The sequence below is a fragment of the Rhodovulum sp. P5 genome, assembly GCF_002079305.1.
Lineage (GTDB): Bacteria > Pseudomonadota > Alphaproteobacteria > Rhodobacterales > Rhodobacteraceae > Rhodovulum.
On record NZ_CP015039.1, the window covers coordinates 15,559 to 29,980 of the forward strand.

The window sequence follows — 14,422 nt, forward strand, 5'->3', positions numbered from 1 at the left end:
ACGCGAATGGGGGGACGGGGCGGCTGGCTTCAGAAACTGATGCCGACGCGCACACCCGCGCCCCAACCGTGGTTGCCGTCGAAGTCGCCGCCGATTGTGGTGGTGGCGCCGCCGATGTCGATATAGCGCAGGCCGCCGGTCAGCTTCATGCGGCCCTTGGTATAGGTCACCGCAAGCCCGGCCGAGGTGTAGCCATCCGTCGGGCCCAGATTGCCGGTGATGCTGCCGGTGCTGTCCTCGTGACTGACCAGAACCGCCCCGGACCACGTATCATTGAATTTCCGGCCGAGCCCCAGATTATAGGTGATGCGGTCATCTTCATAATCGACAAGCGCCGTACCCGCGTAGATCACGCCATAGACATCCGGTTCGATCTTGAAATCGGTCCAGTTCACCCAACGGATAGAACCGAACAGGAGCGTGTCCGCAGCGACCCCGGTCTGAAATTCCAGATTGATCGATTCCGGGATCGTCGTCTCGAAATTGCCGGTGACGGACACGCCGGCGGGATGGCTTTCCGTGGCCTGGAAAGTCTGTGTGATCGAGGAATTGTAGGTCAGCGCGATGCGGGCCGCGATTTCAGGCTTTTCCCACGCGATGCCAAGAACATAGCCGACATCGGTTTCGGTCGAGGTAGACAGGGAATAGACGTAGCCGGGGTAGAAGGCTTGTACGAGGTCATCGTCAATCGACACGTCGCCGGATGTCCGCATGACGCGGATGCCGCCGATCAGGCTGACATTCGCGGGGAACTTGTAGCGCAGGAAGGCGGTCAGCGCGTTGTTCCTCAACTCCGCCGTCGTGCCCTCAAGCCGGTAGCCCGGGCCGTTGCTATAGTCGACATCCGCCCCGATCGGCTGGTCAAGGACGAGCGCAAGGTCGAGGTTGTCGCTGAGGGCCTGTTTGTAGCCGAGGCTGTAGGTCTCGTAACTCTTCAGCATGTTGCCGGAGCCCAAACCGCCCTGCGTGCCCGAAACGCTCGGGTTTATGGCGCTGAAGCTGAATTCGGCATAGGTGCCTTCCTCGAAGAGAATGCTCACCGATTGCGGCGACCGTTCGACACCGCCTGCATGCGCCATCCCGGCACAAAGGGCCGCAATCGCCCCCCCGGCCAAAAACTGTTTCATGCCTCCTCCCGAGACTTTGCGTCCTTCATTCCATTGTGACGATATTTTGAATGGACACGGGTGGTCAATTCGGAACGCAGCCCTTGACCAAACAGCCGCGGGCTTTATCGCAAATCGTGTCTCCGCGGTCGCACTTCCGCCCGCAGGTTGAGAAGGTTGGCGGCCAGAATGATCGCGGCCCCGGCAAAGACGGCCATTTCGAGAGGTTCGTCGAAGATCAGCATCCCGGCCACGGCGATGACGGGAAGCCGCAGGAAATCCAACGGCATGACGATTGTGGCGGGCGCAACGCGTAGCGCGTTGGTCAGGCAGAAATGCGCAATAAGCCCGGCCAGCCCGATGACGACCAGCGCAGGCCAAGCGGCGGCGGAGGGCCAGGCGATATGTCCGTCGATGCCTGCGCAGATCAATCCGAACAGGGCTTGCATCACGGTCAGCCAGAAAAGGATGGACAGGATGCTTTGGCTTGCGGTCAGGCGTTTGGTGAAGATCGCCGATCCGGCAAAGCCGATGGCCGCCCCCAGCGCGGCAAGCGTACCGGGGTCAAGCGCGGCCGGGTTGGGGCGGGCAACGATCAGGATGCCGACAAACCCCAGCGCTGCCGCCGCGATGCGCGCGCGGGTCAGCCGTTCACCCAACAGCAGCGGCGCAAGGGCCACAACCCAGAGGGGCGAGGTGAATTCCAGCGCAAAGACCTGCGCCAGCGGGATCAGGCTGATCGCCAGAAACCACAGATTCTGGCCCGTGAAGTGGCAGACATTCCGGATAAGGTGCAGGCCCAACTGCCGGGTGGACACCTCTCGCAGGCGTCCGGCAATGCCGCCGATGGTCACCACCAGTGTGACCCCGATGAGCGAGCGGTAGAGCATCAACTCGAACGTATCGAGTTCGACCGTCACGATGCGCCCCGCGACGGCCATGGAGGAGAACGACACGATCGCCCCGGTCATCCAGGCCGCGGCCCTGACGACGTGGATCACTCGTTCAGCCCGGTGACCGTATAGCGGCGGTCGATGCCCCGGCTGACCCAGCCCCAGTTCGAGGAATCGCAGCGGCGGCGATGGGCGCGCAGCGCGTCGGCATCCGTGAATTCCTCATAGACGTTGAAATGGCCCGGGACATCGGGGTCTTCGATGATATCGAAACACAGGCAGTCCGGTTCCGCCCGGCTGAGGCGGATATGCTCCGGCAGGGCAGCGCGCAGTTCCTCCAGCCGGTCCAGCGGCGCAAGGAAATATCCCGACAGGATCACTCCCACTCGATGGTTCCCGGCGGTTTGGAGGTGATGTCATAGGTCACGCGGTTGATCCCCTTTACCTCGTTGATGATCCGCGTGGCGGTTTCACCAAGGAAGTCATGGGTGAAAGGATAGTAGTCCGCGGTCATCCCGTCCACGCTGGTCACGGCGCGCAGCGCGCAGGCATAGTCATAGGTGCGCCCGTCGCCCATCACACCCACGGTGCGCACGGGCAGGATCGCCACGAATGCCTGCCAGATTTCATCATACAGCCCGTGCTTGCGGATCTGGTCAATATAGACCGCGTCCGCCTTGCGCAGGATTTCCAGCTTTTCCCGCGTGATCTCTCCGGGGCAGCGGATCGCAAGGCCGGGGCCGGGGAAGGGGTGGCGGCCGATGAAACTGGCGGGCAGGCCCAGTTCGTGACCCAGCGCGCGGACCTCGTCCTTGAACAGTTCGCGCAGGGGTTCGACCAGTTTCAGGCCCATCTTCTCGGGCAGGCCGCCGACATTATGGTGGCTCTTGATCGTGACCGAGGGGCCGCCAGAGAAGCTGACGGATTCGATCACGTCGGGATAAAGCGTGCCCTGTGCCAGAAACTCCGCCCCGCCGACCTCGGCCGCGTGCTTCTGGAAGACGTCGATGAACAGCTTGCCGATGGTCTTGCGCTTGACCTCGGGGTCGGAAACGCCGTCCAGCGCGGTCAGGAACAACTCCGATTCATCGGCGTGGATCAGCGGGATGTTGTAGTGGTCGCGGAACATGGACAGCACTTCTTCCGCCTCGTTCATCCGCAGAAGACCGTGGTCGACGAAGACGCAGGTCAACTGGTCCCCGATCGCCTCGTGAATCAGGACCGCGGCAACCGAGCTGTCGACGCCACCCGACAGGCCGCAGATGACCTTGGCATCGCCCACCTGGTCGCGGATCTTGCGGATCGCTTCCTCGCGATAGGCGCCCATGGTCCAGTCGCCGGTAAAGCCAGCCAGACGGATGAAGTTTTCATAGAGCGTCCGGCCATTGGGGGTGTGGTGCACCTCTGGGTGGAACTGCACGGCAAAGAAGTTGCGCGACAGATCCGCGGTGATGGCGAATGGCGCGTTGGGGGAGGTGCCGTAGACCTCGAACCCCGGGGCGATCTCGGCGACATGGTCGCCGTGGCTCATCCAGACCTGTTCGCGCCCATCAAGGAACCAGCCGTTCAGGAGCTCGGTCCGCTCGTTGCTGGGCGTGACATAGGCCCGGCCGAATTCGGCGGTGCCGTGCCCGCGCTCGACCCGCCCGCCCAGCATCTGCATCATCACCTGCTGGCCGTAACAAATGCCGAGGATCGGCACGCCAAGATCGAAGATGTTTTCAGGTGGCCGGGGCGAGCCGTCTTCCAGCACGCTGGCCGGGCCGCCGGACAGGATCACGGCCTTGGGCGCGAAGTCCGCCAGAAAGGCGTCGGTGACGTTCTGATAGGGGTGGATCTCGCAGTATACATTCAACTCTCGCAGGCGGCGCGCGATCAGCTGCGTCACCTGGGAGCCGAAGTCGACGATCAATAGGCGTTCATGGGTGCTCATGGCGCCTGTTTAGGCGACGCCATGAGCCAAGGCAATCCGGCCCGTCAGTTGATGGGCGAAAGCAGTTCCGGCGCGGTCACAAGCTGGCGCACGCCGTGGCTGTGATGTTCCTCGAACGGGTTGCCTGAATGGCCCCATTCGTAAAGCGAGTTGATGTCCAGCTTGGCGCAGTTGGGCCGAACCGACCAGGTCACATGATAGGGCGAACACTCTTGCGAGGTGTAGACGGGCCCGGTGGTGGAGCCGAGGAAGACGACCGGTTCACCCGTGCCCTCGGGCAGCGCCCGCGGTTGATTGCGCCCGTCGACGGTGTGGCCCTGATAGGCGAAGTCCATGAAATCGAGCGCGTGGGGGTTGTTCACCAGCAGGAACACCTGGGATTCCACGCGAAGCTGCGGGTTCTCGCACCCTTCGGGGATGCAGGTGCCCAGGCCGTGGCCGGCGGTCGCGTTCCCGCAGGTGGTGTAGACCCAGTGCACCTCCAGTGTGTCGCCGGGGGCGGCATCGCCGAAATGCTTTCGCGGGGCCTTTGGCATGAAAAGCTCATGCGGCGTCAGATGTTCACGCCCGCTGCACTCGTAACCGCCATGCAGCGTGGCACCGGCGAACTTGCTGAAGCCAGGCCCCTTGTGCTCGGCATTGGTGTGGGTGTGGATATCGCACAGGACCATTTCCGACGCAGGCGGGGCCACGTCGAAACTCACCGTGTTCGTGCCGTCGATGCTGGCGATATCGCGCGGGGCCTGCGGGCCGAAGCCCTGGCAGATGTCGGCGGCGGCTGCGGGCAGGGCCGACAGAGTCAGGCCAAGAACGGCGGCGAGCGGCCGGGTGAAGGCGTTGGGCATGGGGATCCTCCCGTCTGGGTTGTCGTGGTGTCCGGATTTCTTGTCGAGCCCGAGAGTTAACCAACCGTTAAGGCATATGCAGCGGTTGCATCCGTTTCGGGCGGGACTCCGGTTCTTGTGTATTGGGGGGCGTAGGTCAGCGACACGGTCGGCGCAATCGGTGCTTGTGTCGCGCCCGGCGCCGGGCGCGACGATCTTCGCTCAGTCCCCGGCGCACCCGGTCAGGGGGTGATCGGCGAGAGCAATTCCAGCGCGGTCACCAGTTGCCGCACACCGTGGCTGTGATGCTCTTCAAAGACGTTGTGGCTGGCACCCCATTTGTAGACAGACCCGATATCGAGCCGCGCGCAACCGGTCCGAACGCTCCACGTTACCTGCATGGGCGAGCATTTCTTCGCGGTGTATTTCGTGCCCGTGGTCGACCCTGCAAAGACGACTGGCCGGCCGGTGCCCGTCGGCAGGGACTTGGGCTGGTGCAGACCGTTTGCCATGTTCCCCTGATAGGCGAAGTCCATGAAGTTCAGCGCGTGGGGGTCGTTGACCAGCAGGAACACCTGGCTTTCCACGCGCAGTTGCGGGTTCGAACAGGTCGGCGACAGGCAGGAGCCGAGCCCGGCCCCCGGTTTGACGTCGCAGGTGGTATAGACCCAGTGCACCTCCAGCGTGTCGCCGGGGGCAACGGCCTCGAACGCACCTTCCTGATGGGGCGGATCCATCAGGTCCTCCGCACTCAGGCTGTCGGATTCGTTGCACTTGTATCCGCCATGTTCGCCCGATCCGGCATAGATCATGAAACCGGGGCCGGCATGTTCGGCATTGGTATGCGTGTGGATGTTGCACAGGTTCATCTTGCGGGCCGGGGGCGCCATCGTGAAATGCCGCGTATTGGTCCCCAGCGGCATGCCGATGTCGCGCGGCGCCTGCGGCCCGAAACCCGTGCAGATATCATCGTTCGACTGAGACGGCCGTTCCAGCGAGATATCGTGCGACGCCGGTTTCGCGTGCCCATTGCTGGCCGCTGCGTGGTCGTCGCCATGACCGCCGGTTGCATGGGCGGTCGCGCCGTGGCCGCCCGCTGTCAGCGGCGTGGCAAGCACGGACAGGGCAATGGCTGTTGCTAGGGTTGCTGGCCGCATGCCGGGTCTGGCTTTTGTCATGGTCGCCTCATTCAAGTGATCGCGCGTTCGCACTGTTTCCGATCGGATTGGGTCGCGTCATCAGTGCCCGAACAATCGGGCCGGGATTGGGCCAGCGGACGGCCTTTTGACGGCCTGACGGCACAAGATGTCGCTCGCAGCGAAGGATGGGGCGCAAACCGGCCACACCGGATCGGTCGAGGGGCGCTAGATAGGGAAAAGGCTTCAGTCCGGCATCGGGAGAATTGCGCATGGGAGAGCCATCGGCACGGCAGGGGCGCAAGGGGCGCAGCGGTGGAGGGGCAGCCCGGCGGGCGGCGCGACAGACGGTGGCCGTGGAGTGCGCCCGGTTCATCGAGCGTTCCGTTCCCACACTCGATCTGCTGAACGACGAAACGCTTGAGATCATCGAGCACAATGCCGAAACGGTGCTGGAGGAAATCGGCGTCAATTTCGTCGAGAACCCGGCGGCGCTGGAGCGCTGGCGTGCGGCCGGGGCGGATGTGCAGGGTGAACGCGTGCGCCTGCCGCGGGGACTGGCCCGGCAACTCTGCGCCACGGCACCCGCAAGGTTCACCCAACATGCCCGCAACGCCGAGCGCAATGTCGAGATCGGCGGCAAGAGCCTTGTCTTCGCCCCGGTCTACGGCCCGCCCTTCGTGCGCGACCTGAACGGTGGGCGCCGCTATGCGACGATGGAGGATTTCCGGCGCTTCGTTCGGCTCGGCTATATGTCGAAATGGCTGCACCATTCCGGGGGTACGGTGTGCGAACCGACCGATATTCCGGTGAACAAGCGGCATCTCGACATGCTGCTGGCCCATATGACGCTGTCGGACAAGCCGTTCATGGGGTCGGTGACCGAACCGTCGCGCGCCAAAGATTCGGTGGAGATGTGCGAGGTTCTCTTCGGCAAGGACTTCGTGGCCGAAAAAACCGTCCTGACATCGCTGGTCAACATCAACTCTCCGCTGACCTTCGACGCCACGATGATGGGCGCGCTTGAGGTCTATGCCGCCGCGGGGCAGGCCTGCATCGTGTCGCCCTTCATCGTCGGGGGGGCGATGGCGCCGGTGTCGGTGGTCGGCACTTTGACGCAGGTGTTGGCAGAGGTTCTGGCCGGTGTCGCCTATGCCCAACTGATCCGGCCGGGGGCGCCGGTGATCTTCGGCGCCTTCGTCACCTCGATCGACATGAATTCCGGCGCGCCGACCTTCGGCACGCCCGAGGCCAGCCAGATTCTCTATGGTGCGGGTCAGCTCGCGCGGCGCCTGAACCTGCCGTTCCGCTCTGGCGGGGCGTTGTGCGGGTCGAAACTGCCCGATGCACAGGCCGCATACGAGACGACGAACACCCTGAATGCCGCCCTTCTGGGGGGCGTGAACTTCATGTTGCACGCGGCAGGATGGCTGGAAGGCGGCCTTGTCGCCAGTTTCGAGAAGTTCGTGATGGATGCCGACCAGCTTGGCGCGTTGCACCGGATGGCCGCTGCCGTGCCGGCAGATGCGGCCGCGCAGGCGATGGAGGCGCTGCGCGAGGTCGGCCCCGGCGGACATTTCCTGGGATGCGCCCACACGCAGGCGCATTTCCGTGACGCATTCTGGCGGTCGGACCTGCTGGACTACAAGCCGTTCGAGACCTGGGACGAGGAAGGCGCGCGCGATACCGCCAGCCTTGCTGCCGACCGGGTGTCGAAACTGCTTGCTCAGTACCAGCCGCCGACGCTGGACCCGGGCATTTCAGAGGCGCTGGAAGCATATGTCGCGAAACGCAAGGAAGAGATGCCCGACGCCTATTTCTGACATGAAGAGAACGGCTTAGGCGGCTTTCTTCTCAAGCCCGTTGTCCACCCGTTCCTCGCGGCGCATGGCGGTGAGCATCTTGGCCTCTGCCATCACCGCGATCAGAAGTTCGATGTGCTTGCCGACGGCATAGCGCGCGCTGCCCGACCGGCGCAGCTGGTCGGTCTCTTCCTCAAGATCCATCAGGCGCCACAGCGCGTCCATCGAACTTGTCGGCCGGCTGCCCTGCAGAAGGCGCGCAAGGTCGCGTTCCCGGCGGTATTCAGGCAGTCCGTAGCGCGCGGCGCTGATCAGAAGACGGGGACGGCGCAGGGTGGCAAGGGCTGAGGGAAGATCGGTCATTTTGGCCTCCGTTGATCGGTATGGAGGGATCATGACACAACCCAAGCGGGTGTTGCGCATTTGTGGATAACGCCGTACGCACCTGTAAAAAAAGTTTATTTCTTCGAAACAATACTGATGAACGCGCCCTGTATTAACTGAACAGTAACCAAAATCAACTTTGGATTGTACGCGGTTTCCGGCGGAAATAGGACCGTCCGGTCGAACGAAGGATGAGAAGGACCACCGCCATGGCATTGTCACCTGCAGTGGAGAAGACTCCAGCATGGCTGCCAAAGGCGGCGCGCATGTATCTCGCCCACACGGAGGAGGGATGTTCGTTCCGCGCGCTTGCGCGGCGCGAAGGTTGCCACCCCTCTACCGTCATGCGCCAGGTGCGCAGGGTCGAGGCACGGCGGGACGATCCTCTCATCGACGAGGCTCTGGCCAGGCTGGGCGCACAGAGCCGTCTCAGTTCCCCAGACAAGGAGACCACCCCCATGCCAGCCATGAAGCGGCAGCCCAGTCCGCAATCGGACGAGGCGACCCTCTCGCGCGAGGCGCGGCGCATCTTGCGCCGGATGAACGAACCCGGGGCCTACATGGCCGTCGCCCGCGATCTGGAACAGGCCGCGGTGCTGCGTGACGGGCCCGACGGACAGACGACCCGGACGGCCGTGGCCGACCGGTCCACCGCGGAAGCCTTCGCCTTGAAGGACTGGATTTCGTGCCGGACCCGCGGGCGCGTCACGATCTACGAGATCACCGCAGCCGGGCGCGCCAAACTCAAGCGCATCCTCGCGGAAGATGAGACCGGCGGCCAGCCTGGCATGGCCGAGGCATACACGCCCTTTGGCGATCAGCACCGCGACATGGAATGGCAGGGGGACGACCGGTCGGAACGTATCCGCTACAACCGGGCCGAGTCTCCGCTGGCGATCCTTGCACGTCGCCGCGACAAGGACGGCAAACCCTTTCTGAGTGCCGATCTTGTCGCCGCCGGCGAACGTCTGCGCGAGGATTTCGAGATATCCCAGATGGGGCCGCGCGTGGCGCAGAACTGGGACAGGTTCCTGACCGGCGGCGACCGCGGAAGTTTCGGCAGCGGCGGGCCCGGTGACGGTGCGGGGGCCGCCCGTGACAGGGTTGCCAACGCGCTGCGCGACCTGGGCCCGGGGCTTGGCGATGTCGTGCTGCGCTGCTGCTGCTTCCTGGAAGGGATGGAAGAGGCGGAGAAAAAGATGGGCTGGTCCGCCCGGTCCGGCAAGATCGTGCTGCGGATCGCCTTGCAGCGCCTCAAACGCCACTACGAAGAACTCGGCGACAGCGCCGGGATGATCGGTTAACCGCCGACGGCCGCGCCAATCGCATAGGCCACCACCGCACAGACCCCGCCGACCAGTACCGTTTCGCCAACCGATCGGGCCAACCCGAGTCCGGTTGCATTCCAGCGCAAGAGCCCCAGTGCCGTCAGCGCAACGAAGGTTGCACAGACTGACAGGGCAAAGGTCGCTTGGTCGGCGGGGCGCAGTAAATAGGGCACCAATGGGATCACCCCGAAGGCGACGAAGGCCGTGAAGGTGAAGACCCCGTTCACGGCCGGGTCTTCGTCGTCGGGGTGTCCCAGCCCCGCATCATAGTGCAGCAGCAGTTCCGACATCAGTTCCGGCGTTCGGGACAGGATCGCACTGGCCGCCTCGGCATCGGTGGGGGACATGCCGCGCAGGCGAAGGTGTCGTGTCAGGCGGTCGCGCATGACCGCCGGCCTGCGGCGCAGGTTTTCCATCAGGCGGTCGCGCTGGCCCGCGTACAGATCCTTCTGCGCACGGCCTGACAGAAACTCTCCAAGTCCCATCGAGATCGCATCGGCAAAGAGATTCGCAAGACCGAAGACCAGCACCGCCACCGCGCCGATCTGCGCGACGCCCTCGGCCCGTGCGCCCGCAAAGCCCGCCACAACGGCAAAGGTCGTGACGATCCCGTCATTTCCGCCATAGACGATCTGTTTGAGAAATTCCTGCGTTCGGCCAAGTCTGTCGGAACGTGCGGGCTGCATGGGATGGGCCTTCCGAGAACCGCAATCAGAATACAGGCGGGGCGGGGTCCGGCAAGGGGCCAGCGGGTAGGGGCGTCGAAAGCCGCTTGCCGGTATTGGACATGATGCGCGCCAGAGGTTAAGTCTGCCCCGATGACAGGAGGCCCCATGAGCCCGCGCGATCTGAAACTTCCCCAGCAGCGCCACCCCGAGAAGGCGCACCGCCCCGACAATGCCCAGCCGAAAAAGCCCGCCTGGATCCGCGTGCGCGCGCCCGGTGGCAAAGGATACAGCGACACGCACAAGGTGATCCGCGACCACGGGCTTGCGACTGTCTGCGAAGAGGCAGGCTGCCCCAATGTCGGTGAATGCTGGGCGCATGGCCACGCGACCATGATGATCATGGGCGAAATCTGTACCCGCGGCTGTACCTTCTGCAATGTCGCCACCGGCAAGCCGCAGACCCTTGATATGTTCGAGCCGGGCAGGGTGGCAGATGCGGTCCAGAAACTGGGGCTGAAACATGTGGTCATCACCAGTGTCGACCGCGACGATCTTGAGGATGGCGGGGCAGAACATTTCGCGCAGACCATCCGTGCCGTCCGTCACCGCGCGCCGGAGACGACGATCGAGGTTCTGACGCCGGATTTCCTGAAATGCCCGGCCTCGGCGCTGGAAACCGTGGTTGCGGCGAAACCGGATGTCTTCAACCACAACCTTGAAACGGTGCCCGGTCTGTATCCGGAGGTCCGGCCCGGCGCGCGCTATTTCCATTCGCTGCGCCTGTTGCAACGGGTGAAAGAGATCGACCCGTCGATGTTCACCAAGTCGGGCATCATGGTCGGCCTCGGCGAGGCGCGGCAGGCGGTTCTTCAGGTGATGGACGACCTGCGCGCGGCCGATGTGGATTTCCTGACCATTGGGCAATATTTGCAGCCCACGCCAAAACACCACGCCGTCGCCAGCTTCATCACCCCGGAGGAGTTCGCGGCCTATGAGAAGGCGGCCTATGGCAAGGGTTTCGGGATGGTCTCTGCCACGCCGCTGACGCGGTCGAGCTATCATGCGGGCGACGATTTCGCGCGGCTGAAAGAGGCCCGTCAGCGGGCGCTTTCAAAGGCCTGATGGCAGGGCGGTGGCCGCGGGCGTCAATACTGACGGTCGCGCCCGCTGATGACCATCAACTCCCCGATATTCTCGCGCGTGATATAGCCCACCATGCGCCCGGTCGGCTCTGTCACGGCAACGGCCGGGGCGCCGGTGTCCTGCAATGCATCCAGCGCCGCATCAAGCGGTGCGGCCAGTTGCACGGTCGGGATGCCCGTTGTCATCGCCTCGGCAACCGAACGGGTGTTGCTGCCATGGGCCAGCGCCGTGAAAAGGGCATTCCGCGTCAGAAAACCCCGTAACCCGCCGCCGGGGTCGGTCACGGGGAACTCATGCTGGGTGGTTCGGATCACCGCGTTCGACGCGATCTGCAGCGTGTCGGAGGGGCGGAGGGATTCGAACTGCGTGATCATCGCGTCCCGCGCCCGCATGTGCCGGGCCATGTCGCGCAGGGCGACGTCGGCGCTTTCTGCCCCCGCTGCCACGAAGATGAAGATCGCGATCAGGACCAGAACCGGGCTGCCGGAGGTCAGGCCAAGAAACCCGAAGGCGAACGCCAGAACCTGACCCGACCGCGCGGCAAGCCGGGTCGCCTGCACGCGCCCCACGACAAGCGTCAACGCGGCCCGAAAGACCCGTCCGCCATCCATTGGAAAGGCGGGGATCATGTTGAACAGCACCAGAAACAGGTTGACCGCCGCCAACCGCCCCCAGAAGCCCGCCGCCGGATCCTCGATCGACATCAGGCGTTCGACATCAGTATCCGCGCCCAGCCCCACCAGCACGGCCCAGATCACGACATTGACCGCCGGCCCGGCAACGGCAACCGCGATTTCCTGAAGCGGCCGTTCGGGCATCCGGTCGAGCCGCGCAAGCCCGCCGATGGGCAATAGCGTGATGTCCGGCGTGGCGATGCCATAGCGGCGTGCCATCAGGGCATGGCCGAATTCATGGGCCACCACGCAGGCGAACAGCACCAGGACGAACAGGATGTTCACTCCGGCGGCCAGCGGGCCGTCCGCGATCCAGGCCGCCGTCCCGATCCATGCCGCCGTCCCGATCCATGCCAAAAGCAGGAAGAAGGTCGCATGGACCCGGAGTTCCGAGCCGAAAAGATGGCCGATGGAAAAGGACCACGTCATCGCTGTTGCCGGTTCAGCCGTTCACCGATCAGAACGGAATTTCGTCGTCGAGATCGCCCGCCGGGGCCGGTCCGCCATAGTCGCCGCCACCGCGCCCGCCCTGATCGTAGCCGCCGTCATAGCCGCCACCGCCATATCCGCCGCCGCCACCTCCACTGCCGCCGCCGCCTTCGCCGCGGCCATCCAGCAAGGTCAGTTCACCCCGGTAGGGGCGCAGCACAACCTCTGTCGAATACCGATCCTGTCCGCTCTGGTCCTGCCATTTGCGGGTTTCAAGCTGGCCCTCGATATAGACCTTGGACCCTTTGCGAAGATACTGCTCGGCGATGCGCGCCAGCGGTTCGGAGAAGATCGCCACCGAATGCCACTCGGTCCGTTCGCGCCGTTCGCCGGTGTTGCGGTCCTTCCAGTTCTCGGAGGTCGCGATCCGCAGGTTGCACACCTTTCCCCCGTTCTGGAAATTGCGAACCTCGGGGTCGCGGCCGAGATTCCCGACCAGTATCACCTTGTTGACCGAACCTGCCATCTGTCTGCCCCTGTCGTAGAATCTGTCGTGTCGCGCACCCACGTTTACACCACCGCGGTGCCTGCAAGGAAAGGCGAAAAGCCGCCGAACGAGGGTCAGCGCCCAACGGTTGCGGGCGGCTTGGTGCCGATGCCTTGGCTATCGTCTGGAAATTCGCAGCATTTCGGGATAAAAGCCAAGAAAATTGCGACGAACGAGAGGGACAGTCGTGAAAACCTTGCTGGGTGCCTTGGCCCTGATCGGGCTCGGCTCGTGTCCTGCCTTGGCGGAAACCACGGTGTCGTCCAAGTCGCGGGCGCACATCTTCCAGTCGCAGATCCGTGTCCTCGATACGCGCGCGGCATCGCAATATGCCAGTTCCGACCGGCTTCAGCCGCAATCTGCCTTTGCCTTGCCGGGCAAGGGGCTGTCCTATGCGGGCAAGTATCGCGGCGAATACCTGTCGCTTGCCCGGTCTGCGGCCCGTCGCCATGGCGTGCCCGAGGACTTGTTTCTGCGTCTGGTGCAGCAGGAATCGGGATGGAATCAGGGGGCCGTGTCGCACAAGGGTGCCATCGGGCTTGCCCAGTTGATGCCGACCACGGCGCGCAAGCTCGGCGTCGATCCCAAGGACGCGCGCCAGAACCTAGACGGTGGCGCACGTTACCTGCGCATGCAGTATGAGCGGTTCCGGTCGTGGCGTCTGGCGCTTGCGGCCTATAACGCGGGGCCGGAGGCTGTCGAGAAACACGGGGGCGTTCCGCCCTACAAGGAAACCCGCAACTACGTCAGGAAGATCTGGGGGAGTTGAGGACGTCTGGCGCAGGCACGAACCGCCGCGCTCATGCAAATCCATGCCCACAACACCGAAGGATCGACGCCCGCATCCACGGGCGCCGATCACCATGCGCGTCAGGCGCGGAGCCGCCGCAGCCCAAAGAGCCCGCCAAGCCCCGCCAGAAGCAGCGGCAGGGACGCGGGGACCGGAACGTCGGCCAACGGCGATCGGTCGGTGAAGACGCGGACGACATCGCCGGGTGAGCTTGCAGTCCAGTTATTCAGATACAGGCGCGAGCCGCTGATGGTCACCGTTTCCGACTCAAGCCCACGTGCGGCCGGCGACAGGTAGGTCACGCCGGGATTGGCAAGAGTGTCGCTCGGGCCGAAAGTGGCGGTTTCCGTCACCACGCCGTAAATTTCGGAATCGAAGTCGACCCAGCCGGACAGGGACAACGACTGCCGCGGATCGAAGATGATATAGTGGCTGGCGACGACCGCACCGACTGCGACCGACCCGGCAGAGCCGTCCGGGCCCACATCGAACGGGATCGGCGTGTCTTCGACGGCGATATTCTGCACCTCGTCGAAGGCATAGAGGTTCGGAGACTGGAAGTTGTCGTCGCCGACGGTGCTGTCGGGGTCGGACTCGATGAACGGCACGGTCAGCTTGATGAATGTCCCGCCCGCGCTCAGCGCGGTGCCGGCCGTGATCGCGCCATCGATGATCGTGGCGGATGCCGCGCCGGCAAAAAGGCCAAGACATGTTGTTGCAGCAAGAATTCTAGCGAATGGATACATTGGATTCCCCATTAATTAA

General features: G+C 64.1%; 15 protein-coding genes. 4 read left to right on the forward strand and 11 right to left on the reverse strand.

The window, feature by feature from the left end:
• Positions 1-29: 29 nt before the first annotated feature.
• The 6 genes from RGUI_RS00110 to RGUI_RS00135 form a co-directional block, all read right to left on the reverse strand.
• Entirely contained in the window at positions 30-1,127 is a 1,098-nt protein-coding gene (locus RGUI_RS00110; protein ID WP_081531191.1) for an outer membrane protein transport protein, read from the reverse strand.
• 104 nt (positions 1,128-1,231) lie between these two features.
• The gene (locus tag RGUI_RS00115) at positions 1,232-2,077 is read right to left on the reverse strand and encodes a DMT family transporter (RefSeq protein ID WP_081535894.1); all 846 of its coding nucleotides are present in this window, start codon (positions 2,075-2,077) and stop codon (positions 1,232-1,234) included.
• A 26-nt stretch (positions 2,078-2,103) separates the two neighbouring features.
• Complete coding sequence (locus RGUI_RS00120) at positions 2,104-2,385, reverse strand: putative quinol monooxygenase (protein WP_081531192.1); 282 nt, start codon at positions 2,383-2,385, stop codon at positions 2,104-2,106.
• Complete coding sequence (gene guaA / locus RGUI_RS00125; RefSeq protein WP_081531193.1) at positions 2,376-3,932, reverse strand: glutamine-hydrolyzing GMP synthase; 1,557 nt, start codon at positions 3,930-3,932, stop codon at positions 2,376-2,378. The genes RGUI_RS00120 and guaA overlap by 10 nt, the downstream gene beginning before the upstream one ends.
• Positions 3,933-3,976: 44 nt before the next feature.
• Positions 3,977-4,777, reverse strand: a complete 801-nt coding sequence (locus tag RGUI_RS00130; protein ID WP_081531194.1) for a delta-class carbonic anhydrase — start codon at positions 4,775-4,777, stop codon at positions 3,977-3,979.
• A gap of 221 nt (positions 4,778-4,998) precedes the next feature.
• Positions 4,999-5,934 (reverse strand): delta-class carbonic anhydrase, encoded by a 936-nt coding sequence (locus RGUI_RS00135; protein ID WP_253798684.1) that lies wholly within the window; start codon positions 5,932-5,934, stop codon positions 4,999-5,001.
• Between the two features lie 230 nt (positions 5,935-6,164).
• On the opposite strand from RGUI_RS00135, the gene RGUI_RS00140 reads away from it, so the two are divergent.
• Positions 6,165-7,715, forward strand: coding sequence for a trimethylamine methyltransferase family protein (locus RGUI_RS00140; RefSeq protein WP_081531195.1), 1,551 nt, complete (start codon positions 6,165-6,167; stop codon positions 7,713-7,715).
• Between the two features lie 15 nt (positions 7,716-7,730).
• Here the strand turns inward: RGUI_RS00140 and RGUI_RS00145 are convergent, their stop codons facing one another.
• A complete protein-coding gene (locus RGUI_RS00145; RefSeq protein WP_081531196.1) occupies positions 7,731-8,057 on the reverse strand; it encodes a DUF6477 family protein in 327 nt (108 codons plus the stop codon).
• A gap of 230 nt (positions 8,058-8,287) precedes the next feature.
• Between RGUI_RS00145 and RGUI_RS00150 the strand changes: the two genes are divergently transcribed.
• Positions 8,288-9,382 carry a DUF6456 domain-containing protein gene (locus RGUI_RS00150; RefSeq protein ID WP_156882821.1) on the forward strand — a complete coding sequence of 365 codons (1,095 nt, stop codon included), beginning with the start codon at positions 8,288-8,290 and terminating at the stop codon, positions 9,380-9,382.
• Here the strand turns inward: RGUI_RS00150 and RGUI_RS00155 are convergent.
• Positions 9,379-10,092 (reverse strand): VIT1/CCC1 transporter family protein, encoded by a 714-nt coding sequence (locus RGUI_RS00155; protein WP_081531198.1) that lies wholly within the window; start codon positions 10,090-10,092, stop codon positions 9,379-9,381. The two genes, RGUI_RS00150 and RGUI_RS00155, sit on opposite strands and share 4 nt — an antisense overlap.
• Positions 10,093-10,239: 147 nt before the next feature.
• Between RGUI_RS00155 and lipA the strand changes: the two genes are divergently transcribed.
• Positions 10,240-11,196 (forward strand): lipoyl synthase, encoded by a 957-nt coding sequence (gene lipA / locus RGUI_RS00160; RefSeq protein ID WP_081531199.1) that lies wholly within the window; start codon positions 10,240-10,242, stop codon positions 11,194-11,196.
• A 23-nt stretch (positions 11,197-11,219) separates the two neighbouring features.
• Here lipA and RGUI_RS00165 read toward each other — a convergent pair whose 3' ends face one another.
• Entirely contained in the window at positions 11,220-12,320 is a 1,101-nt protein-coding gene (locus RGUI_RS00165; protein ID WP_081531200.1) for a site-2 protease family protein, read from the reverse strand.
• Between the two features lie 28 nt (positions 12,321-12,348).
• Entirely contained in the window at positions 12,349-12,846 is a 498-nt protein-coding gene (gene ssb, locus RGUI_RS00170) for a single-stranded DNA-binding protein (RefSeq protein ID WP_081531201.1), read from the reverse strand.
• Positions 12,847-13,054: 208 nt separating this feature from the next.
• On the opposite strand from ssb, the gene RGUI_RS00175 reads away from it, so the two are divergent.
• Positions 13,055-13,636 carry a lytic transglycosylase domain-containing protein gene (locus RGUI_RS00175; RefSeq protein WP_081531202.1) on the forward strand — a complete coding sequence of 194 codons (582 nt, stop codon included), beginning with the start codon at positions 13,055-13,057 and terminating at the stop codon, positions 13,634-13,636.
• Positions 13,637-13,737: 101 nt separating this feature from the next.
• Here the strand turns inward: RGUI_RS00175 and RGUI_RS00180 are convergent, their stop codons facing one another.
• Positions 13,738-14,403: a PEP-CTERM sorting domain-containing protein gene (locus RGUI_RS00180; protein WP_081531203.1), complete on the reverse strand. Its 666-nt coding sequence runs from the start codon at positions 14,401-14,403 to the stop codon at positions 13,738-13,740.
• Positions 14,404-14,422: the final 19 nt, after the last annotated feature.